This is a genomic window from Nocardia sp. NPDC056611 (genome assembly GCF_042792755.1).
In the GTDB taxonomy this organism is placed as follows: Bacteria; Actinomycetota; Actinomycetes; order Mycobacteriales; family Mycobacteriaceae; genus Nocardia.
The window spans coordinates 382,984-401,713 of the sequence record NZ_JBHTVV010000005.1 but is presented as its reverse complement, the minus strand read 5'-3'; the positions used below and the strand labels follow the sequence as shown (position 1 = coordinate 401,713).

General features: G+C 70.8%; 18 protein-coding genes and 1 pseudogene. 8 read left to right on the top strand and 11 right to left on the bottom strand.

Going from position 1 to position 18,730, the window contains the following annotated elements; all coding sequences use genetic code 11:
* Positions 1-11: 11 nt before the first annotated feature.
* The 7 genes from ACFRAQ_RS27315 to ACFRAQ_RS27285 form a co-directional block, all read right to left on the bottom strand.
* On the bottom strand, positions 12-932 hold the full coding sequence (locus tag ACFRAQ_RS27315; protein ID WP_379104553.1) for a complex I subunit 1 family protein: 921 nt from the start codon (positions 930-932) through the stop codon (positions 12-14).
* A complete protein-coding gene (locus ACFRAQ_RS27310) occupies positions 925-2,322 on the bottom strand; it encodes a hypothetical protein (protein ID WP_379104551.1) in 1,398 nt (465 codons plus the stop codon). The genes ACFRAQ_RS27315 and ACFRAQ_RS27310 overlap by 8 nt, the downstream gene beginning before the upstream one ends.
* Positions 2,319-2,663: an NADH-quinone oxidoreductase subunit A gene (locus tag ACFRAQ_RS27305; RefSeq protein ID WP_379104549.1), complete on the bottom strand. Its 345-nt coding sequence runs from the start codon at positions 2,661-2,663 to the stop codon at positions 2,319-2,321. Before ACFRAQ_RS27305 ends, ACFRAQ_RS27310 begins: the two co-directional genes overlap by 4 nt.
* Before the next feature lie 109 nt (positions 2,664-2,772).
* Positions 2,773-3,351, bottom strand: a complete 579-nt coding sequence (locus ACFRAQ_RS27300) for a hydrolase (protein WP_379104547.1) — start codon at positions 3,349-3,351, stop codon at positions 2,773-2,775.
* Positions 3,352-3,385: 34 nt separating this feature from the next.
* A complete protein-coding gene (locus tag ACFRAQ_RS27295) occupies positions 3,386-3,838 on the bottom strand; it encodes a MarR family winged helix-turn-helix transcriptional regulator (protein ID WP_379104545.1) in 453 nt (150 codons plus the stop codon).
* Between the two features lie 37 nt (positions 3,839-3,875).
* Positions 3,876-4,904 (bottom strand): alpha/beta hydrolase, encoded by a 1,029-nt coding sequence (locus tag ACFRAQ_RS27290; protein WP_379104543.1) that lies wholly within the window; start codon positions 4,902-4,904, stop codon positions 3,876-3,878.
* On the bottom strand, positions 4,793-5,797 hold the full coding sequence (locus ACFRAQ_RS27285; RefSeq protein ID WP_379104540.1) for a helix-turn-helix domain-containing protein: 1,005 nt from the start codon (positions 5,795-5,797) through the stop codon (positions 4,793-4,795). The genes ACFRAQ_RS27290 and ACFRAQ_RS27285 overlap by 112 nt, the downstream gene beginning before the upstream one ends.
* Positions 5,798-5,921: 124 nt before the next feature.
* On the opposite strand from ACFRAQ_RS27285, the gene ACFRAQ_RS27280 reads away from it, so the two are divergent.
* From ACFRAQ_RS27280 to ACFRAQ_RS27255, 6 genes are all read left to right on the top strand, one after another.
* Entirely contained in the window at positions 5,922-6,407 is a 486-nt protein-coding gene (locus ACFRAQ_RS27280) for a methylated-DNA--[protein]-cysteine S-methyltransferase (RefSeq protein WP_379104538.1), read from the top strand.
* On the top strand, positions 6,407-7,126 hold the full coding sequence (locus ACFRAQ_RS27275) for a 2OG-Fe(II) oxygenase (RefSeq protein WP_379104536.1): 720 nt from the start codon (positions 6,407-6,409) through the stop codon (positions 7,124-7,126). Before ACFRAQ_RS27280 ends, ACFRAQ_RS27275 begins: the two co-directional genes overlap by 1 nt.
* 50 nt (positions 7,127-7,176) lie before the next feature.
* A complete protein-coding gene (locus ACFRAQ_RS27270) occupies positions 7,177-7,443 on the top strand; it encodes an Ada metal-binding domain-containing protein (RefSeq protein ID WP_379104534.1) in 267 nt (88 codons plus the stop codon).
* Between the two features lie 154 nt (positions 7,444-7,597).
* Complete coding sequence (locus tag ACFRAQ_RS27265) at positions 7,598-8,254, top strand: TetR/AcrR family transcriptional regulator (protein ID WP_379104532.1); 657 nt, start codon at positions 7,598-7,600, stop codon at positions 8,252-8,254.
* A 150-nt stretch (positions 8,255-8,404) separates the two neighbouring features.
* On the top strand, positions 8,405-9,466 hold the full coding sequence (locus ACFRAQ_RS27260) for an esterase/lipase family protein (protein WP_379104529.1): 1,062 nt from the start codon (positions 8,405-8,407) through the stop codon (positions 9,464-9,466).
* Positions 9,467-9,491: 25 nt separating this feature from the next.
* The gene (locus ACFRAQ_RS27255) at positions 9,492-10,817 is read left to right on the top strand and encodes a lipase family protein (RefSeq protein WP_379104526.1); all 1,326 of its coding nucleotides are present in this window, start codon (positions 9,492-9,494) and stop codon (positions 10,815-10,817) included.
* Here the strand turns inward: ACFRAQ_RS27255 and ACFRAQ_RS27250 are convergent.
* Both ACFRAQ_RS27250 and ACFRAQ_RS27245 read right to left on the bottom strand, forming a co-directional pair.
* Positions 10,748-12,007 carry a helix-turn-helix domain-containing protein gene (locus ACFRAQ_RS27250; RefSeq protein ID WP_357277976.1) on the bottom strand — a complete coding sequence of 420 codons (1,260 nt, stop codon included), beginning with the start codon at positions 12,005-12,007 and terminating at the stop codon, positions 10,748-10,750. The genes ACFRAQ_RS27255 and ACFRAQ_RS27250 overlap by 70 nt on opposite strands.
* Positions 12,008-12,193: 186 nt before the next feature.
* Positions 12,194-13,363 carry an epoxide hydrolase family protein gene (locus tag ACFRAQ_RS27245; RefSeq protein ID WP_379104523.1) on the bottom strand — a complete coding sequence of 390 codons (1,170 nt, stop codon included), beginning with the start codon at positions 13,361-13,363 and terminating at the stop codon, positions 12,194-12,196.
* Between the two features lie 100 nt (positions 13,364-13,463).
* Between ACFRAQ_RS27245 and ACFRAQ_RS27240 the strand changes: the two genes are divergently transcribed.
* On the top strand, positions 13,464-16,502 hold the full coding sequence (locus ACFRAQ_RS27240; RefSeq protein ID WP_379104521.1) for a helix-turn-helix transcriptional regulator: 3,039 nt from the start codon (positions 13,464-13,466) through the stop codon (positions 16,500-16,502).
* 3 nt (positions 16,503-16,505) lie between these two features.
* On the opposite strand, the pseudogene ACFRAQ_RS27235 reads toward ACFRAQ_RS27240, so the two are convergent.
* Positions 16,506-17,456: pseudogene (locus tag ACFRAQ_RS27235) on the bottom strand (sigma-70 family RNA polymerase sigma factor); the annotation flags it as partial.
* A gap of 141 nt (positions 17,457-17,597) precedes the next feature.
* On the opposite strand from ACFRAQ_RS27235, the gene ACFRAQ_RS27230 reads away from it, so the two are divergent.
* Complete coding sequence (locus tag ACFRAQ_RS27230; RefSeq protein ID WP_379104519.1) at positions 17,598-18,002, top strand: SgcJ/EcaC family oxidoreductase; 405 nt, start codon at positions 17,598-17,600, stop codon at positions 18,000-18,002.
* A 72-nt stretch (positions 18,003-18,074) separates the two neighbouring features.
* On the opposite strand, the gene ACFRAQ_RS27225 is transcribed toward ACFRAQ_RS27230, so the two are convergent.
* Complete coding sequence (locus ACFRAQ_RS27225; protein ID WP_357084405.1) at positions 18,075-18,593, bottom strand: L,D-transpeptidase; 519 nt, start codon at positions 18,591-18,593, stop codon at positions 18,075-18,077.
* Between the last annotated feature and the right edge of the window lie 137 nt (positions 18,594-18,730).

The window sequence follows — 18,730 nt, the reverse complement described above, 5'->3', positions numbered from 1 at the left end:
GTCCTCCCGTCTCACAATGCCAGGACCGAAACGACCAGGGCCTGTAGCAGAATCAGTGGCAGCAGCACGATCCAGGCGACCTCCATGTAGCGCGACATCCGAATCGCGGGGAACCGGCGTCCCACCCACAGCAGCACCGCCAGCACGGCCACCGTCTTCACCAGTGACCACAACCAGCCCGGCAGCCACGGGCCCGCGCCGCCGCCCAGGAACAGCGGCACCGCCATCGCCGATCCGGCGACGAAAAGCGCTCGGCGGGACAGGGTCACGAGCAGCCGATCCGGACCCGACAGCTCGGCCACCGCGCCACCCGCGATATCCCGCCCCAGGGCGGTGGCGAACGGCGGGCTGAACGACATAGCGGGCACCGACAGCAGATAGACCAGGAACGCCACCGGCATGATCACCACGAACCACTGATCCTGCTGCGCGGCAACGATATCGGCGACACTCAGCGACCCGGCCGCGACCGCCGCGCAGATCAGCGCGAACATGTGCGGCAACTCGTAAGCCAGCCCCTGCGCGACGAACCGATACCCGCCGACCAGTGAGAACGCCGAATTCGCACCCCACCCGGCCAGCCACACCGCCGCCCACGACCCGATCTCGAGCGCATTGAACCAGGCCAGGCTCACCGTGGAATCGAGCACCACACGATCGCCGATCGGAACCAGCGCGGCAGCGCCGAGGGCAGCCACCAGCAACACGAAACCAGCGGCGCGCCCCAGCAATACATCCGACCCGACGATCCGCCGCCGCTGCTGAACCAGGAGCAATGCCGCCGACCGCAGCGGCGCGAAGGCCGCGACCGCAGCGTCCGCACCGGAGACCCTCGCCCGAGCCAACGCCTCCGCGGTCTCCACACCCCACACGAGGACCAACACCAGCACCGGCAGCACCGCGGCCATCCACCACGGCGCGAGCTCAACCATGCGCGACTCCCGCCCCGGCCGCATCCCATACGGCCACCTCGACATCCACCCCGAGCCCGGCCACGATCAACCGCGCTTCCCCCAACTCCGCCCCGGTCAGCAGACGCGGGAGGTGTTCCACGATCCACCGATTGCGCGCGCGTTCGAGAGCGACGAATTCCCCTGCCTCCGAGGTGAAGTCCGCGACCCGACCGCCCCCGACCGCCTCGGCGACCCAGGCCAGCAGCCGATCATGGGTATCACCCACCAACCCCGGCGGAGCCCCCTCGCCCCCATCGACCCGCCCGGCATCGCGCAGCGACCACCGCAGTACCCGAGACCGCGCGACCCGCCGCGCCCACCGATCCAGCCCCGCATCGACCGCGAACAGATTGCTGTCCAACAACTCCGGCGAATGATCCATCGCGCCGGGCCCGTCCCCGTGCTGCTGCGCACCCGGGCTCCCCACACCCGCCAGCACGTCATCCCGGAACCGCCGTCCCGCCGCCGCGGCGTCCTCCCACCCGGCGACCTCCAGCAGCGTCGCCACCACATCCAATGCCCGCGCGGCCCGCCACCGCCGCAACTCCCGTTCCCCCACGGCCTCCCCGCGCTCGGCACGCAACCATGGACCGAGCCAATACGGCTCGCCCCCATGCCCCGCCCCCGGCACCGAAACCGCCACTCCCGAAACCACATCCCCCTGCAACCGCGCCCTCACCACCAACCCGCCCGGCCAATCCACCAGCACCGGCCCCAACGAAACCGTCAGCGCATCCAGCGCGAGTCCATCCCGATCGGCCTCCCGATCCGCCATCACCAACCCACCCGGCAGCGGCATCCCACCGCCATGCCCGCCGTGCGCCCCGTGCCCGCCGTGATCCGTATGCCCGCCGTGCGCGTCGTGGTCGTCGGCCTCACCCATCGCCGTCGAATGTCCAGCGTGCGCATCGGTCATGTCCTGCGTGGAGTGCGGTGGGTGGGAGGCGTGCTCGTCGTTTCCCGCATGCGCACTGTGGTCGGGCATATCCCCGGGCGGCTCGTCGCCTCGGTGTTCGCCGTGCCCGCCCATCTTCAGGGAGTGGCCGGCATGCTCACCCGGCGACGCCGCGCGTCGCGAGCGTAGGTCTGTCGCCGCGGCGGCGAGAGCGGCCGCAGCCGCGGTGGGATCGGTGACGTCGATCCGTAGTCGAGGCAGCGGCATGGCCTCGTGGATTCGCCTCACCGCCGCCTCGAACTCGTCCCCGCCCGTTCCGGCGACGACCAGAAGATCTGCGGCAGCCGGGCTTTCGGCCTGTCGCCACCCGTTCTCGCGCAGCACCCGCTCGATCGCGAGCCGAGTCTCCGTGCCCCCGGGCGCGACCGCCACCAGCGGCGCCACCGCGATCCGCCGCCGAAGCCACCCGCTCATGTCCATCGCAGCGCCCCCTCCCGCCACGCGTACAGCACCGCGATCAGCAGCACCGCCAGGAACCCGAACATCTCCACGACCGCCGAGGCCCCGATCTCGCCCACGACCACCGCCCACGGATACATGAACGCCATTTCCATGTCGAACGCCAGGAAGATCATCGTGATCGTGTACCAGCGCACATGGAATCGCGACACTGCATGTTCGACAGCCGCGGCCCCCGACAGATAGGGCATCCGCTCGACAGCCTCCGAGGCAACCCGCACCGCCCGAGCGCCCGCGAACAAGACCCCGGCCGACACCGCCACCACGCCGATCAGAACAGTCAGATTCGCTACCACGCGCCCGACCACCTTCCGTGCCCGTCGCGATGCAGACTACTAGCCGACTACGTAGTCATCCGGCATTGACGAGGGTGGATCGCGGCCGGGTCGCCCGGGCGGATCGGCTCTACCGAATCGGCAGGGCGGTCAGGATTTCCTCGGTGGCGGCGGTGACTCCCAGGCGGGGGAAGATCTTCTCCATCGAGTGGGCGTGGGAGACGGGGTCGCGGTCGGAGGTGGCGTCGGTGGCGATCACGACGTTGTAGGCGTGCTCGTGGGCGGCGCGGGCGGTGGATTCGACGCCGATGCTGGTGGCGATGCCGCCCAGGACGACGGTGGTGATGCCGCGGCGGCGGAGATGGAGGTCGAGGTCGGTGCCGTGGAAGGCGCCCCACTGGTGCTTGGTGATTCGGATGTCGGCGGGGTGGGGGTCCAGGTCGGGGAGGATTCCGTCCCAGCCCGGGGGCGGGGTGAAGGCGCCGGCGGGTTGCATGGTGCGGCCGGGCGGCAGGTCGGAACCGTCGGGGGAGAAGGAGACTCGGACCAGGACCACGGGGAGGCCGGCCGCGCGGAAAGCCTTGGCGAGGGCCGCCGAGTTGGCGACCACGTCGTCGGTGGGGTGCGGCTGGGTGGGGGCGGCCACGATGCCGCGCTGCAGGTCGATGAGGACCAGGGCGGAGTTCGGGTCCAAGAGAGTGTCCGTCACAGCGGGATCCTTCGGTGGGAGTGGGGGATCGGGTTCAGTCCTCGACCAGGCGGGCCAGCAGGGGGATCGCGGCGATCAGCGAATCCTGTTCGGCGGGGGAGAGTTTGGTGGTGATGGCGGTCGCCAGCCAGTCCTCCTTGGCGTGGTGGGCCAGGCGCAGGAGGCGTTCGCCCTCGGCCGACAGGGACAGCAGGATCTGCCGTTGATCGGTGGGGTGCGGGGTACGGGTGACCAGGCCGCGGTCTTCGAGGGCGGCCAGGGTGGTGCGCATGGACTGCGGGCGCACGCGCTCGGCGCGGGCCAGGTCGGCGACCGAGAGGGGGCCTTCCTGGCCGAGACGGCTCAGGGCCACGGCCTGGGAGGGTGTCATCTCGAAACCGGCTCGCGCCGAGCGGAGGTGGCGCAGCAGCCGACTGGCCACGACGCGGAGTTCACTCGCGGCGGCCGTGACGTCGGCCGATGGACCGGCCTCTGCGTTCGAGCTCACCCTCCCAAGGTGGCACAAGGAAGGAAGACTTGCAAGTTTACCTGTCAAGTTTGCTGCGGGTGGTGATCGAGTCGGACAGGCGGGCGTGGAGGAAAGCGGTGATATCGGTGCGGGCGGCCTTGGCCTGCGGCACCAGACCGGGCATGGCGATGAAGGCGTGCGGCGCGCCCGGGTACTCGGACAGTTGGACGGGGATGCCGAAATCGTGGAGGCGTTCGGCGTAGCGGCGGCCCTGGTCGGCCAGCGGGTCCAGGGTCGGGATCACGACCAGGGCGGGCGGCTGGCCGGTGAGGTCGGCGTACAGCGGCGAGAGCGGGCGCGGGTCCTCGCCCGGCGGGACGGCCAAGCGCCGGAACAGTTTCAGTCGGGGCAGATTCAAGGTCGGGGTCTCGGCGTAGTGGGTCATCGTCGGGTAGTCGAACATGGTGTCGGTCAGGTCGAAGGCCGGGTTGATCAGCACCTGCGCCAGCAGGGGCAGCCCGGTCGCGGCGGCTCGGATCGCGGTCAGAGCACTGATCAAGGCGCCGCCGCTCTCGCCCGCGAGAATGACGCGCGCCGGGTCGATGCCCCATTCTCCGGGCTGATTCAGGATGTGCCGCAACACATCCCAGTCGTCATCGACGGCGGCGGTCAGCGGGGTGTCCGGCGCGATCAGGCGATGCTCGACGGAGACGATCACGGCGGGCAGCTCGGCCGCGAGATGGCTATTGCCCCAATCGCATTGGGCCGCGGTCCCCGCGAAGCCGCCGCCGTGCACGTGGAGGACGAGCGGCAGGGCGCCCGTGTGCTCTCCGACCGGACGGTACACCCGGATCGGGACCGCGCGATCGGGGAAGGTCACCTGCTGCCATTCGATGCTGGTGCCGCGCGCCGGAAGCCCGGTGACCACTCGCATGAGCTTCGAACCCGCCAGGCGATTCGCCCCCGCCACGTGGGCGGTCAACTCCTCGGGCGTCAGGGCCTCCCAGTCGGGGTCCTTGCGTAACGAGTGCAGGATGCGGATTCCGCGCGGTGGCTGGTCGTACTTGCCGGGCCGGGTCTGGTTCTCACCGTCGTGTCTGGACATGGATCCCAGCATCGGCGGGTTTCGTCGGGGTGTATTGAAGAAATGTTCCCGGCGCGACTCAGCGCGCGCCCGCCCGCCCACGCGACCGGGTCGACCGCCAGCCACGGCGCGTCGGCGAGAGCCGTCGGCGTCAGGCCCGCGAACGTCATCGTCTCCCGGCTGAAATGCGATTGATCGGCGTATCCGCTCTCCGCCGACACCCGCGCGGCGCTGCTGCCCGCGGCGAGCCGATGGGTGGCGTCGTCGAATCGGACCAGCTGCGCGGCGCGCTTGGGCGTCAGACCGATCTGGGCTCGGAATCGCGACCACAATCGCTTGCGACTCCACCCGATCTCGTCGGCCAGTGCTTCGACGCGAATCTGCCCGCCGCTCAGGATGATTCGCCGCCAGGCGTAGCTCACCTCCGGGTCGACGGCAGGTCCGCTCCGTTGCCTCGCGGTCAAGGCGTCGTCCAGGATCGCGAATCGTTCGTCCCAGGAACGGCTCTCGTGCATGCGCTCGCGCAGCAGCTCGACCTCACGCCCCCACAGTTCGCCGAGCCCGATCACGCCACCGGACACCTCCGGCGAGCCGCCCAGCGTCGCGTACGCCACCACCGGCGAGAGCCGCACCTGCAGCAGGTCCACCTTCTGCGCCTGCCCGTACACCCCGATCGGGCACAGGCCCACCACGCCGCTGCCCGTGGCCCGGCTCCCGCCGGCATCCTCGGCCATCACCATGTCCCCGAGGTCGATGAACATCGTCACCGCCGGGAACGGCACCACCGGCAGATGGTCCGGGCCCGCCGCGCGCGCCCGGAACCCGGCCATGCTGACCCCGGGGCAGCGGCCCGGCAGTGTCGGCACGGTGACATCCACCAAGGTCCCGGCGACAACGACCGAATCGGCAGCCATGGGCCCATGGTACGAGCCGCCCGCGTCGAGGCCGGAAACGCGATGGCCGATTCCCGCCGGTCATCTCGGATCGGCTGGGCCAGAGTAGGGGACAGAAGCGAACGAGACGACGCAGGAGGAAGCGATGAGCGTGTACACGACAATGGCCAGCCCGGTCGGCGAGCTGCTGCTCGCGGGCGAGCGGCGCGGGACCGGGGTGGAACTGACCGCGGTGTCGATGGCGGGCAGTAAAAGCCTTCTGGTGGAAGGTGACTGGGAGGCCGACGCGGATGCCTTCGCCGACGTCGTCGACCAGCTGACCGCCTATTTCGCCGGGGAGCGGGACAGTTTCGACCTCCGGATGGGCGGCCGCGGCACCGATTTCCAGCGCCGGGTGTGGCAGGCCCTCGACCAGATCCCGTATGGCGTCACCGTCACCTACGGGGAGATCGCGAACCGGATCGGCGCGCCCCGGGCGGCAGTGCGCGCGGTGGGCTCGGCCATCGGCGCGAACCCGCTGCTCATCGTGCGTCCCTGCCACCGTGTGATCGGGGCCGACGGGTCGCTGACCGGCTACGCCGGGGGCATCGAACGCAAGCAGCTGCTGCTGGAGCTCGAGCGGGCCGCGTGATGACCGCCGTCATCGGTGGCGCCGCGGCCGGGGTCGCCGATCAGGGCTGGTCGTCCCTGGCCGGTGAGCTCGACGCGTACGGGCACGCGCTCACCGGGCCACTGCTCACCGCCGGCGAATGCCGCACGCTCGCGGCACTGTACGACGTGGACGACCACTTCCGGTCGACGGTCGACATGGCCCGGCACCGGTTCGGCTCCGGCGAGTACCGCTATTTCACCCACGACCTGCCCGAGCCCGTGGCGGCATTGCGGGCCGCCCTCTATCCGATGCTGCTACCCATCGCCCGGGACTGGGCCGCCCGGCTGGGACGGCCCGGCACCTGGCCGGATCGGCTCGAGGACTGGATCGACCAGTGCCACCGGGCCGGGCAGACGAAGGGTTCGCAGATCCTGCTGCGCTACGGACCCGGCGACTGGAATGCCCTGCACCGGGACCTGTTCGGGGACATGGTGTTTCCGCTCCAGGTCGTGATCGGGCTGGATGTCCCCGGCGTGGACTACACCGGCGGCGAGTTCCTCATGGTCGAGCAGCGGCCCCGCGCCCAATCGCGCGGCGCGGCGATGGCCTTGCCGCAGGGGCACGGTCTCGTCTTCACCACCCGCGACCGTCCGGTCCGCAGTACCCGAGGCTGGTCGGCCGCGCCCATGCGACACGGCGTGAGCCTGGTTCGATCGGGGCGGCGACGCACCCTCGGCCTCGTCTTTCACGACGCCTGACCATGCGCGAGACCGAGCGCGACAGGGAGACCGTGCGTGACAGGGAGACCGTGCGTGACAGGGAGTACGTCCTGCTCGGGGTGGACGGCCGCCCGTACCGCAGCCGCACGCCCGGCGTCCTCGGTGGCCATCGCCGCTTGAAGATCTACGGCCGTCTCGACTGTCCGGCCGCCCTGCGCGCCCTGGCCCGCGGCGGCTACGTATCCCATCGCGTGTTCTTCGCCGACGAGCCGACCGCCATCGCGGCCGGTTACCGACCGTGCGCGGTGTGCTCCCGGCCCGCCTACCGGGAGTGGCGCGCCGGCCGGGCCGGGTGAGCCCGTCCACCTCGACAAACAATCAAGACCAGTCGGTACCTATACCCTGGACCCCATGCGTGCCACCCTCGTCCGACAGCGAATCATGGACGAACCGCTGTGGTATCGGCCGGACCGTTAGTCGCTCGGTGACGTGGAAACCTATCCTGGGGACGTGAGTGTGGAAACCATCGGTGAACCGGGACCCTTGCCGCGTGGCCGGCACGGGCTGACCCGCGAGCAGGTGGAGGCCTCGCAATACCAGCGCTTGTGCACCGCCGTCCTGGAAGCGGTGGGAGAGCTCGGCTTCGCGGCCACCACCGTCGCCGATATCGTGACCCGCGCGCAGGTGGCGCGCCGCACCTTCTACTCCGTCTTCGGCGGCAAGGACGAATGTTTCGCCGCCGCCTACGATCTCGCGGTCGGGGCCGCGCTGGAACAACTGAAGGACACCGTCACCGGGCTCGAAGGCGTGACCTTCGCGGACCGGGTGCGGATCTCCTTCGAGATCTATCTCGGCTTCCTCGCCGTCCAGCCCGGCGCGGCCCGCGCGCTGTACGTCGAAACCCTCGCCGCCGGACCGGGTCTGGTGGCCCACCGGCTGCGCGTGCATGACCGATTCGCCGACTACATCATGGCGGTGGCACAGGTCGGGGTGCGCGACGGCGATCTGGTGGCCGAACCGGATCGGGAGATGGTGGACATGCTGCTCGGCGGGATCGACGATCGGGTGCGCGCCTGCCTGCACACCAAGGGCGCGCAGGCGCTGCCGGAACTGGTGCCGCTGTTCACCCGCACCGCCGTCACCATCGCGAGCACCCCCGCGTCCTGACCGCTGTTCCCCGCCACAATCCCCGGGCGGTCCGGACCGCACACGCTGTCACCTGGCACAACGCCGGTGACACGGGCGGTGGCCCGCTCCTACGGTCGCAAGGGAATTCGACGCGTTCGGTCGGGTTCGCAGAACCGTAGGGGAGAGTTCATGAGACCGACCATCCGTACCCGCGGCAGCGCCGTGTTCGCCACCGTCACCGCGTTCGCCGTGGCCTTCGCCACCGGCGTGGCCAGCTCCGAACCCGAGGCCGCGCCCGATGCGGGCAGCTCCTCGGGCTCGGCGGTGGTCAGCACCGCCACCGACACCGTGGGCGTGGGTCCGGAGATGTCGGCCTTTCTGGGCGCTTTCGCCTACGGGCTGACCCACCCGGACGCCGCGCCGCCGGGCGCCAACGACTGGAACTGCAAGCCGAGCGCCGAACATCCACGACCGGTGGTGCTGGTGCACGGCACCTGGCTCAATACCTACGACAGCTTCGCGTTCCTGTCGCCGCAGGTCGCGCGGGCCGGATTCTGTGTCTTCGCCTTCAATTTCGGACGGGAGACACCCCTGGGGGGCGGCGGCATCGGGCCGATCCTGCCGGGCCGCTTCGGCGTCGGGCCGATGGGGGATTCGGCGAAGCAGCTCGCGGGGTTCGTGGATCGGGTCCTGGCCGCCACCGGCGCGCCCGCGGTCGACGTGATCGCGCACTCCCAGGGCGGGCCGGTCACCAGCCAGTACCTGAAATTCGAAGGCGGGCAGGGCAAGGTACGCAAGGTCGTCAGCTTCGGCGCGACCAGCCACGGCACCTCGCTGCTCGGCATCGCCACGCTGGGCCGGGTGATCACCAACCTCGGGGTGAACATTCTCGGCTTCTATCAGCCGTTGATCGGCCAGTCCAATACCGAGCAGGTCGTCGGCTCGCCGTTCTACGCCAGGCTCACTGCCGACGGCGACACCGTGCCCGGGGTCGAATACACCGCCGTCGGCACCCGCCACGACGAGATCTCCAACCCCTACGAGTGGACCTTCCTCACCCCCGGCCCCGATGCGAGCGTGGAAAACATCACGCTGCAACAGGATTGCCCCGAGGACGTGTCCGACCACCTGACCGTCATGTACTCGCCGCGGGCGGCCTCGATCGCCCTGCGCGCCCTCGACCCGGTCGCGCACCCGGCCCTGGTCTGCACCTTCAACCCCTGGATGATCGGCGGCAGCGGCCACATCTAGCCGCTGCGGTACGGAAAGGACGACGATGACGATCGGCGATGCGATCGAAACGAGCAGTGTCACAACAGAACCGGAGGCGGTCGGCGGAAGACCGCTGCTACCGGGGGAGGATCCGTTCTATCGATCGCCGATCGACCCGGCGTCCGTCGCGCCGGGCACCATCCTGAGGTCGCGGCCCGTGCGGCTGGCCCTGTTCGGACGCATTCCGCAGCGCGTGCGAGCCTGGCAACTGCTCTACCGCAGCACCGATCTCGACGGTGCGCCCGAGGCGACGGTCACCACCGTCCTGCTGCCCTGGGACGCCGACCCGGCCGTGGACCGGCCGCTGGTGTCGTTCCAGTGCGCCATCGACGCGGTCGCCCCGAAATGCTTCCCCTCCTACGCTTTACGGCACGGCGCCCGCGCGCTCGGGGCGATCCCGCAGGTGGAGTTCCCGCTCATCGCCGCCGCCCTGGCCCGCGGGTGGGCGGTGTCGGTGCCCGACCACGAGGGCCTCAACGGCCACTTCGGCGCGGCCCGCGAACCGGGCCACCGCGCGCTCGACGGCCTGCGCGCGGCCCTGCGCTTCGAGCCGCTCGGGCTGTCTCCCCGGACCCGAATCGGGTTGTGGGGCTACTCCGGTGGCGGACTGGCCACCGTGTGGGCGGCGGAGCTGGCGGCGAGCTACGCGCCCGAAATCGACATCGTCGGCGCGGTCGCGGGGTCACCGGTGGGCGATCCCGCCGAGGCGTTCGTCCGGCTGAACGGCTCACCCTTCGCGGGGTTCGCCATGGTGTTCACCTCCGGTCTGCGCCGCGCCTACCCGGAACTCGACGGCTGCGTGCGCGGCCTGGTGTCGCAGGAGTACCTGCGGCTGCTGGACAACGCGGAATCCATCGCCACCTTCCCGCTGCTGGCCCGTTACGCCGGGCGAAACGCCAACCGGCACATCCGCGGTGGGCTCGGCGCGCTGCTGACCCGCCCCGAGATGCGGGCCGTCCTCGACGACATCCGCCCCGGCGCCGAGGCTCCCGCCATGCCGTTGCTGGTCGTGCAGGGTGTCAACGACGAGGTGATCGCGGTCGCCGACGTCGACGCCCACGTGCGGCGCTACCACGAGCGCGGCGCTCACGTGCGCTACCTGCGCGACCGGCTCAGCACGCATCTGCCGTTGCAGTTCATCTCCATTCCCGTGATGGTGGACTGGCTGGCCGATCGCCTCGCCGATCGCCCGCTACCGCCGTCCGAGGTGCGTACCGTGTGGTCGGTCGCCGCCTCCCGGCGCGCCGTGCGCGAACACGGTCACTTGGCGGCACTGGTCGCGACCATGGTGTCGGGCCGCCCGATCCGCACCCGATCGGACTTCCGGTAACTGCGCGCCACCAGCGCCGACCGCAGATACCACAGCCCCGACGGCTGCGCCGGATCGAATCCGGTCAGCTGCCCGATCCGCTTGAGCCGATTGTCGACGGTATTGGTGTGCACGCCCAGCAAGCGCGCCGTATGCCGTCGACTCAGGTCGTTGCCGATATGGCGGCGCAAGGTTTCCAGCAGTTCGGGATGGGCGTCCAGCGGATCGAGCAGGGTGCCGAGATATTCGCGGGCCGGGCCGGGGCGGGTGAGCTGGTATTCCATGGCCAGGTCGTCGAAGCGGTGCAGGCCGGGTACGCATTCCAGGCGGTGCACCATGTCGAGCAGTTCGTGCGCCTGCTCGGCGGCCTCGGGAATGCGCGGCGTCTCCGCGTGGATGACCGTGGCGGTCACCGGAACCTGTGCGGCCGTGGACAATCCGGAGATCAGGTCGGCCAGTTCGTCCCCGGTCGCGGCGGTGGCGGGCAGCAGCACGGTGCCGCCGTCGGCGCTCAGCAGCGACAGCGCCCGGCCGTCGCCGCGGCGGGCCAGCTCGGACTGGATGCGCCGCAGCTTGCGCCGCGCCACCACCTCGCCGTCCACGCGGGTGTCGGATTCCCCCGGATGCGGCGGAATGCTCAGGGCCAGCACGTGATACGACTCGTCGATCTCGATCCCGCCCGCGCGGGCCATGGTCGAGGCGGGATGCCCGGCCAGCAGTGCCGAGGCCACGGTGTGCACCGCCGTGTGGTGTTCGGCCACCACCGCGCGGTGCTCGCGCACATAGGCCACCGCGAAGGTCGAATCCACCATGGCCAGCACCTCGAACAGGCGGCGCGCGGTCACCGCGAGCCGGGCGTAGTCCTCGGGGCCGGTGGCGTCGACGATGAGATCGAAGCCCAGGGCGAAGCCGTCGTGCACTGCCCGGTGGATGGTGCCGATCGGAATGCCCTCGCGCGCCCAGTCCGCGCCCGCGCGTTGCAGCCGTTCGATCTTGGCGCTCACGTCCCGGCCCTCGAGGACGCCGGCGGCCAGTTCCAGGCAGGTGCGGGTGACGGTGGTGACCTCGCCGCGCAGCGCGTCCCCGGGCAGGGTGCCGCAGCGGGCCACGTGTTCGGCGAAATGTGCGACGAGGGCGGCCGAGAGACCGCGCGCGTCGCGCAGAGGTCCGGAAATCGGTGCCGCCGTGAGGGGTTGCGTTGCCTTGATCATGCGCGTTGCCTCCACAGCAGTCTGGGAACGCTGGCGTTCCTACTGGACCGTAACTGTAGCCGGGGTCACGTTTCGCGGCAATATGCGTGACCGGTCCTCACAACGGCGAATACCGCACTGCGCGTTGGGGCGACAGCGCGGTCATCGCGGCGGCGGTGCGGCCGAGGATGTCTGGCCGCCGCTGGATCAGCTGGTCAGGCCCGCGAAGAAGGCTCGGATGTCACCCGCGAGCAGGTCGGGCACCTCGAGCGCGGGAAAGTGGCCACCGGAGTAGAACTCCGACCAGTGCACGACATGGTGAGCCTGCTCCGCGAATCGGCGCATCGCGTAGTCGCCGTTGGCGAACACCGCGACACCGGTCGGCACCGTGCCCTTCGGCTTGGGCATGAACATGGTGTGGTCGTGAAAGCGCTCGAAGTAGTAGTCGGCGACGCTGCGCGCGGTGTCGGTGAGCCAGTAGACGGCCACCGTGGTCAGGATCCGGTCGCGGTCGATGGCCTGCTCGGGCAACTCGTGACGCTCGTCGGTCCACTCCTGGTACTTCTCCACGATCCAGCCCAGCTGTCCCGCGGGCGAATCCGCCAGCAGCTGCGCCAGCGTGTGCGGGCGGGAACCGGCCAGGTTCATGTACGCCGAGCCGTCGTCCTGGAAGCGCTTCATGCCCGCCAGCCGCTTCCGGTCGGCCTCGCTGAGCGCGGCCATATCGGCCGGATCACCGGTCGGGAAGGTGACCAGGGCGTTCACGTGCACACCGATCACCTGGTCGGCGTGCTCGCGGGCCAGGCGCGGGGCCACGAACGCGCCGTGGTCACCGCCCTGCACGCCGTAACGGTCGTAGCCGAGGCGCGCCATCAGCTCGGCCAGGGCGGCGGCGACTCTGCCGTCGTGCCAGCCGGTTTCGGTGAGCGGGCCGGAGAAGCCGTGACCGGGCAGGGTCGGGATGACCAGGTGGAAAGCCGGGGCGTCGGGGTCGCCGTGGGCGGCCGGATCGGTCAGCGGGCCGATCAGGTCCAGGAAGTCGGCGGGCGTGCCCGGCCAGCCGTGGATCAGCAGCAGCGGGGTCGCGTCCGGGCGGGCCGAGCGGATGTGCAGGAAGTGCAGGCGCTGGCCGTCGATCGCGGTGGTGAATTGCGGGTGCGCGTTGAGGGCGGTCTCGACCGCGCGCCAATCGAACTTCTCGGCCCAGTAGGCGGCGAGCTCGCGCAGGTAGGCGGTGGGCACGCCGCGCTCCCAGCCGGTGCCGGGGATCTCGTCGATCCAGCGGGTGCGGGTCAAGCGGTCGCGCAGGTCGTCGAGGTCGGCTTGCGGGATGTCGATGACGAAGGGGTGGATGGCGCGGTTCTCGGTGTCGCTCATGCCATCGAGTTTTCCGATAAAGACCGGGTGGCCACATCACGACAATTCGTTATTTTGTGTCCGGGCTGGGCGAAATGCGAAGGTGCGGCATGATCGTGGCGTGGTGAGTTTCCCCGGCAGCAGTGTCCTGGTCGGTCGGGCCGCGGAGGTGTCCGCGGTGGTCGAGGCGGTTGGTGATGCCGGCACGCAGACCGTGCTCATCGCGGGCGAGGCCGGGATCGGGAAATCCCGGCTGGTCGCGGAGTTCACCGAGCGACTCCGCGGCGACGCGCTGGTATTGCTCGGCCGATGTCCCGAACTCGGCGCCGCGGGTGTCGCCTACGCGCCGTTCCTGACCGTGCTGCGCGGACTCGTCAAACGACTCGGCGGTGAGGCGGTGGCGACGCTGCTGCCGCCGCATCCGGCGCTCGCCAACTGGCTGCCGCAGCTGGCCGTCCACACCGGCGGCGCGGCGCCCGAGGCCGATCGGATCCGGCTGTTCGGTGAAATCCTCACGCTGCTGGAGCAATTGGCGATGGCCCGGCCCGTCGTACTGGTGCTCGAGGACCTGCACTGGGCCGACGACGCCAGCCGGGAGCTGCTCACCTTCCTGGCCGCCAATCTCGCCGACGCCAATGCGCTGCTGGTGGGCACCTACCGGCCGGGTGAGGCGGGGCCGCTGCGCGGACTGGTCGCCGAACTGCGCCGCAACCCGGGCGTGCACGTCCTGGAACTGCATCCGCTGACCCGGCACGAGGTCGGCCGTCAGCTCGCCGCCCTGCTCGGGCGTGAACCCGGAACCGAGCTCATCGCCAAGGTTTTCGACCGCAGCGGCGGCAACCCGCTGTTCGTCGAGGCGCTGGGCCAGTGCCCCGACGAACTCCCCGCCGATCTCGCCGACCTGCTCCTCGGATTCCAGACCGGTCTGTCCGCGCAGGCGCTCGCCGTCGTCGCCCCCGCCGCAGTCCTCGGCTCCCCGATCCACCACGACCTCCTCGCCGCGACGGCCGACCTACCTCCGGACGAACTACCCGGCGCCCTGCGCGAACTCGTCGACCGCCACCTGCTGCTCACCACCGACACCGGCTACGAATTCCGCCACGGCCTCATCCGCCAGGCCATCTACGACCACCTGCTCCCCATCGAGCGCAGCCGCCTGCACACCCGCGCCGCCGCGGCCCTGCACGCCCGCGGCGACACCCTCGACTCCGAATCCCACGCCGAACTCGCCCGCCACGCCCGCGCCGCCGGAGACCTCGACCGGGCGCTGCGCGCCTACTGGTCCGCCATCGCCGGAGTCCCCGCCACCCACCCCGAACGCCTCCGCCTCCTCGAACAAATCCTCGCCCTCTGGGACCGCGTCCCCGCCCCCACCGAGATCCTCCCCACCACCAAACTGTCCGTCCTGGAACAGATCGTCGACGTCGCCGTCGCCTGCGGAGCCACCGAACGCGGCATCGCCGCCGCCGACGCGGCCCTGGCCCTCCTCGCCCCCGCGGCCGCCGCCGCACCCGCCACGCTGCCGGTATGGAGCCAGGACGACGACGCGGTCGGCGAGCGTCCGCCGCTGCCCCTGGATGGCGGGACCGTCGCGGGCGCGGTCGGCGAAATCGACTATGCCGGTGCCGATTCCGAGCGCTCGGCCCGGATGTACCGGCGGCGCGCCTACCTGCGTGCGACCACCGGCACCGGGCCGGGAGCGGACCTCGAGCGGGCGCTGGCGCTCATGGCCGAGACCCCGGACAGTCTCGAGAGAGCCGAGGCGTTGGTGCAATCGGCTGCCGCGCGGGTGTTCCAAGGCGACGCGGCCGGGTCGGCGGCCCACGCGCGCGAGGCCCTGGCCATCGCGCGGCGGCTCGGCGCGGACGCCTTGGTGGCGCGGGCGCACGCGCACCTGGGCCTGGCGGGGGCTGCGGCCGCCGGGGGCTCCCTGGCGGCCGACACGACCGATGACGGTAAGGCCGGCGTGGCCAGTGACACCGATTGGGCGCTGGAGCATTTCGCGCGGGCGCATCGGGCGGCGGCGCTCGCGGGGGATGCGCGGATCGTGGTGGATGTGGCCACCTGGGAGTCGGCGGTGCTGGTGGGGGCGGGGCGGTACGAGGCGGCCATCGCCGCGGTGCGGCAGGGGTTGCGGGCGGCGCACGAGTCGTTCCGGTTCGCGGAGTCGGCGCCGATTCTGTTCGTGAAGTGGGGGCAGGCGCTGGCGGCCCTGGGGCGGTGGGACGAGGCGCGGGCGGTGGTCGACGAGACGCAGCTCGCGCAGTTGCCGCCGTTGAGCAGGGCGGCGTTGTTAGTGTGCTTCGGGCGGATCTCCTTGGCCACAGGGGATTTCGTGGCAGCTGGGGAAGGGGCCGTCACCGCCGCGCGGCTGCTGGGGGACAGTCGGTGGGCGGCGCAGTATCGACTCGAACTGGCGGCTTTGAACTCCACACTGGCATTGGTGGGAGACGACGAGGGCGCGGCGGCGACGGAGTTGATCCGGGCACTCGAAGGCGGCGACGGGGTCGGGACGCTGTTCGCGCATCCGCACGAGGCATGGCCGCTGGTGGTGCTCGGCGCCCGAATCACCGGAGCGCCACCGGAACTGCTCGCGCTGGGAGACACGCTCCCGACAGCGTCGCCGGTGGACGCCGCCCAGCGTGCCGCGTTCACCGCGCACCTGGCGGGCACCGCGGCCCGGTGGTCGGAGGCCGTCGCGGCGTGGCGCGGTGTCGGACGGCCCTACGATGTGGCCATCGCCCTGCTGGGTCTCGCGGAAGCGGCAGCGGCCGAAGGCAATCGGATCGAGGCGGCGTCGGCGCTGCGAGAGTCGCTCGACATCGCCGCCGCGCTGGGCGCGGTCCCGCTGGCCACAGCGGCCACAGCGGTGGCCGAGCGGGCCCGCCTCCCGCTCGACGGATCCGCCGAGCGCGCCCCGAAAGCCAAGCGCGGCACCATGTCCGGGCGCCACGGCCTGACCGCACGTGAGCTCGACGTCCTGCGCCTGGTCGCCAAGGGCCTGAGCAATCGCGCGCTGGCGGCGGAATTGTTCATCAGCGCCAATACCGCCGGGGTGCACGTCTCGCGGATTCTCGCCAAGCTGGGCGTCGCCAGCCGGACCGAGGCCGCCGCCTTCGCGCACGAGCACGGCCTGCTGACCACGGGTGACAACGACTGAGCCTCAGGTCAGCCGGGGCGGCATGCCGAACAGGTCGAAGATCTCGTCGAGCTGGTAGACGATCAGATTGGTGATGAGACCGTCGCGCACGGTGAAGACCTGCAGGGTGTGCCGCTCGTACCCGTCGCCGTCGCGGGAATAGGCCGCCAGGCCGGGCTGGCCGTTGGCCCACACCGGCTCCAGCCGCCAATCGGAGCCCTTCCACTCGAACACCCGCGCCATGAACCCGACATACGCCGCGCGGCCCAGGTACCAATTGAGCATGGGCGGCATTTCCATGATCACGTCGTGGGACAGCAGCTTCTCCAGGGCGCTCAGGTCGGCATTGCGGAACGCGGTGACGTAGGTGTCCACCACGGCGCGCTGCTCGGCCCGCTCGGTCACCTCGTCCTCACGAATACCGTTCTGGCCGAGAGTTTTCCGCGCCCGCTGCAACGCGCTGTTCACGGCCGCCGGGGTCATGCCGAGAGCCTGCGCCACGTCGGCGGCGGGCCAGTCGAGCACCTCGCGCAGCACCAGCACCGCCCGCTGACGCGCGGGCAACTGCTGCATGGCGGCGACCAGGGCGAGCCGCAGACTGCCCTGCGCCACGGCGGCATCGGAGGGATCGCCGAGCAGGACATCCGGAATCGGTTGCAGCCACGGGATTTCCCCGCCGTGCACGAGTTCCTCGCGCGGATCGTCGCCCGGTGCGTGCCCGAGCCCCGACGGCATGGGCCGCCGCCCACGCTGTTCGAGCGCGGTCAGACAGGCATTGGTGGCGATCCGGTACAGCCAGGTCCGCATCCCGGCCCGGGTCTCGTCGTAGCTGTCGCGGGAGCGCCAGGCCCGCAGATAGGTTTCCTGCACCAGATCCTCGGCGTCCTGCACCGACCCGAGCATGCGGTAGCAATGGGCCAGCAATTCGCGCCGATATCGGTCGGTGCGCGCCGCGAAGTCGGCGTCCGCCATGCTCTCACTCCTCGAAACCCGGCCCCCACCGGTCGAAACAGGGCCCTGCCGAACTTTCTACACCGCGAGCGATGAATTGGGCGCGCCTCGCCGGTAGGTACTCGTGAGCCGCCACACCGGGCGGCCGCCGACCGAGGAGTAACCATGACCGACACCGCCGTCCGCGAGACCACCGACCGCGACGCCGTCCTGACCGTCCTGAAGGACCTCTACATCGCCTGGGCCGCCAATGACGCCGACGCGTTCGTCGCCGACTACGAGCCCGACGCCACCTCGATCCTGCCCGGCGTGTTCCGCAGCGGCCGCGCGGCGGTGCGGGACGGCATGGCCGCCGGATTCGCGGGCCCGCTGCGCGGTTCCAGCGTCCTGGACGAACCCCAGCAGGTGCGGTTCCCGGCCCCGGACACCGCCGTGGTGGTCAGCCGCGCCGCCATTCTCATGGCCGGTGAGACCGAGGCCCCGGCCGACCGCTGGGTGCTCGCGACCTGGACCCTGGTCCGCCGGGAGAACCGTTGGCTGATCACGGCGTACCACAACTGCGCCGCCTGATTCGTCGCCCGAAATGACCGGTGGCACATCGGCGCGGGAGGTCCCGCGCCGATGTGCCGCCGGAAGGTGTTGCTACGGAACCACTTCCACGATGTCGCCGGGGTTCAGGTAGTTGAAGAACTCCCGCGCGCCGTCCGGGGTCATCCGGATACAGCCGTGCGACTTCTTGTCGACCGGTCCGATGTGGAAGGCGATGTCGCCGTTGAAGAAGACCGCGTACTCCATGGGGGCGTTGTGCATGGTGCTCCAGTGGAAAGGCTTCTTGAAGGCGACGTGGAAGACGCCCGGCGGAGTCTCGTAGCCGGGCATGCCGTGGGAGATGGGGGTGGGGCCGAAGATGACCTTGCCGTTGTCCATCAGCCACGCCTCGTTGGTGCTGAGCTTGAGGCAGGCGCGCGCGCCGGCCGTCGCGCAGGGCGCGTTGACATCGCCGGGGGCGATGCCGGGGATGATCGCCGGAATACCGGGCACGTCCGGTCCACCGGGCCACAATGGTTCGGCCTGCGCGGGCGCCGCCGCGAGTCCTGCGGCCGCCACACCGGCGAAGACCGCCGATCGCGCCGCCAAACCGAGGGAACTTCTGCTGCTCATCGCGTTCGACCCTCTCCTAGCCTTGCCCACCGCCCTGTTCGAACTCGCCTGCCAGGGCGAAGGGACTCTTCCGTTGACACAAGCACGGGACCAAGGGGTACCGGTAGATCATTCTGACTGGTGCCGAGAGCGATTGG

Excerpts from the sequence above, each read along its gene's own strand:
- ACFRAQ_RS27290 (WP_379104543.1), bottom strand. The coding sequence starts at position 4,904 with ATGTCCAGACACGACGGTGAGAACCAGACCCGGCCCGGCAAGTACGAC.
- ACFRAQ_RS27280 (WP_379104538.1), top strand. The coding sequence starts at position 5,922 with ATGAGCGTGTACACGACAATGGCCAGCCCGGTCGGCGAGCTGCTGCTC.
- ACFRAQ_RS27260 (WP_379104529.1), top strand. The coding sequence starts at position 8,405 with ATGAGACCGACCATCCGTACCCGCGGCAGCGCCGTGTTCGCCACCGTC.
- ACFRAQ_RS27225 (WP_357084405.1), bottom strand. The coding sequence starts at position 18,593 with ATGAGCAGCAGAAGTTCCCTCGGTTTGGCGGCGCGATCGGCGGTCTTC.
- ACFRAQ_RS27310 (WP_379104551.1), bottom strand. The coding sequence starts at position 2,322 with ATGAGCGGGTGGCTTCGGCGGCGGATCGCGGTGGCGCCGCTGGTGGCG.
- ACFRAQ_RS27230 (WP_379104519.1), top strand. The coding sequence starts at position 17,598 with ATGACCGACACCGCCGTCCGCGAGACCACCGACCGCGACGCCGTCCTG.
- ACFRAQ_RS27285 (WP_379104540.1), bottom strand. The coding sequence starts at position 5,797 with ATGGCTGCCGATTCGGTCGTTGTCGCCGGGACCTTGGTGGATGTCACC.
- ACFRAQ_RS27245 (WP_379104523.1), bottom strand. The coding sequence starts at position 13,363 with ATGAGCGACACCGAGAACCGCGCCATCCACCCCTTCGTCATCGACATC.
- ACFRAQ_RS27255 (WP_379104526.1), top strand. The coding sequence starts at position 9,492 with ATGACGATCGGCGATGCGATCGAAACGAGCAGTGTCACAACAGAACCG.
- ACFRAQ_RS27250 (WP_357277976.1), bottom strand. The coding sequence starts at position 12,007 with ATGATCAAGGCAACGCAACCCCTCACGGCGGCACCGATTTCCGGACCT.
- ACFRAQ_RS27275 (WP_379104536.1), top strand. The coding sequence starts at position 6,407 with ATGACCGCCGTCATCGGTGGCGCCGCGGCCGGGGTCGCCGATCAGGGC.
- ACFRAQ_RS27315 (WP_379104553.1), bottom strand. The coding sequence starts at position 932 with ATGGTTGAGCTCGCGCCGTGGTGGATGGCCGCGGTGCTGCCGGTGCTG.